The sequence below is a fragment of the Bacillus cereus group sp. BfR-BA-01360 genome (assembly GCF_022663595.1).
GTDB lineage: Bacteria > Bacillota > Bacilli > Bacillales > Bacillaceae_G > Bacillus_A > Bacillus_A cytotoxicus.
Genome location: NZ_JAKUFV010000063.1, coordinates 1 through 1,874 on the forward strand (window position 1 = coordinate 1; position 1,874 = coordinate 1,874).

Sequence of the window (1,874 nt, forward strand, 5' to 3'; positions counted from 1 at the left end):
TATTAACCAAAGACCAAGAAAATGTTTAGCGTGGAAAACTGCCCACGAAGCGTTTCAGGAGGAACTGTCGCACTTAGATTGACAAACTGTCATATTAAAAAATGCTACATGAAAGAGAAACTTCTTGCGCTCCTTAGTAAGTACGTTATACTTATGAAAGTAAAAAAGAAAGCTAGGAGTAGTTATAACAATGATTCGTGTAAGAGTGGAAGGAAATGAACAAGAAATTGTTGAATTTTTGGAGAGAATGCCTGAAATTCCTGGATTTGAAAAAACGCATATAAGAGAACCACGTAAAGGAAATAATCCAAAATACAATACAAGTAAAAGTGTATTAGCATATTTATCTTATAAAAAGAAGGAAGTCACTAATAAATAGGTGACTTTTTTGCTTCTCATGGTTTCACCGCCTTGTCTTTTTTGCATAATAATGGTATTAGAATGTGCAGAAGAGGGGTGAGGATAGTGAATAAGAAAATCATCTTTTTTGGAGACTTTGGTATTGATGATGCAGTATCGTTAATCTATGCAGATAAGACGTGTCGTCTTGATATCATTGGAATTGTTGCTGATTACGGAAATGTTTCAAGGGAAATTGTGACTGAAAATGTTTATTTTTTAGAGAGATACTATGCTACAAAGATAAAAATTATAAAAGGAGCCAGTAGGCCAATGACGGCAGAAGATCCTTTGTTCTTTCCAGAAATTCATGGCGAACACGGTTTGGGATCAATTATTCCTCCAAAAACAAGAGGGATGAAAAGAGAAAACTTTTATGAGATTATCAAGTTAATCGAACCGTGTCCAGAAGATATTATCATTGTAGCAACAGGACGTTTAACAGCTCTCGCAACATTATTTCTGTTGTATCCTGAAGTAATGAGTTGCGTGCATGCGTATTATATTATGGGTGGTGCGTTTTTATGCCCCGGTAATGTTACACCTGTATCAGAAGCGAATTTTTATAGTGATCCCATCGCAACAAACATTGTGATGAAGTACGCGAAAAACGTAAGTATTTACCCATTAAATGTGACGCAGCGGGCCATTATTACTCCTGAAATGGTAAATTTTATTGACGATAAGGGAACAGGACAAGCAAAGCTGATTAAACCAATGATTGATTTTTACTATGAAAATTATTATAAAAAGCAATACCCTGGAATCGGTGGCAGCCCAATTCATGATTTACTTCCATTTATTGCATTGCGAAAAGATACTATTTTTGAATACAAAAAGTCTGCTGTCTGGATTAGTACAACAAATGATGAGACGCGTGGACAAAGTGTAGCAGACTTTAGAAGGACAGCGGAGCAAACGAGATTTGATAATCGACCAGTTCAGAGGATTGCGGTGAACTTTCGTTATCAAGCATTTAAAAGAGAATTTATGAGTACAATGTTAAAACCAGATTGTTCTTGACTAGCGTTACTCCCAAATCATATATGGTCATTTTATTTTCAACGTTCGTATATAATGAACTTCTTTAGTACCTAGCGAACGAGCATATCCTATAACCTTCATGTAACTAAATCGATCACTTTAAATCATTTTGAGCTCTGCATCTAATAAGGATATAACAAAATAAAGGGAGCGTTCACGATATGACTGAGAAAAAGAAGTTCTCCTTGTGCGAGTAGAAATGGATTTATTTTAAAAAGAAGGAAAAGTTTTTAATTCCCCTTACGCCTCGAATATATAAACAATTGTAAGGTAGCTCTACAACATGCCGCATTATTTTTTTATAGCTTACTGCTTCCGTCTATTTTATATTCAGTATCCGCTTTATCTTTTTAGGCGAGAAGACACCCACCTCAAGGAACGTGCAGGGCATAGCCCAATGAGTAGGTGGGTGATGAATCGCCTTCGGATAG

General features: G+C 35.9%; 2 protein-coding genes. Both read left to right on the top strand.

What is annotated here, in order from left to right; all coding sequences use genetic code 11:
• The first annotated feature begins 190 nt into the window (after positions 1-190).
• Positions 191-379: a DUF3970 family protein gene (locus tag MR056_RS21880; RefSeq protein ID WP_012094450.1), complete on the top strand. Its 189-nt coding sequence runs from the start codon at positions 191-193 to the stop codon at positions 377-379.
• Between the two features lie 77 nt (positions 380-456).
• Positions 457-1,422 (top strand): nucleoside hydrolase, encoded by a 966-nt coding sequence (locus MR056_RS21885; RefSeq protein WP_041809774.1) that lies wholly within the window; start codon positions 457-459, stop codon positions 1,420-1,422.
• The last annotated feature ends 452 nt before the right edge of the window (positions 1,423-1,874 follow it).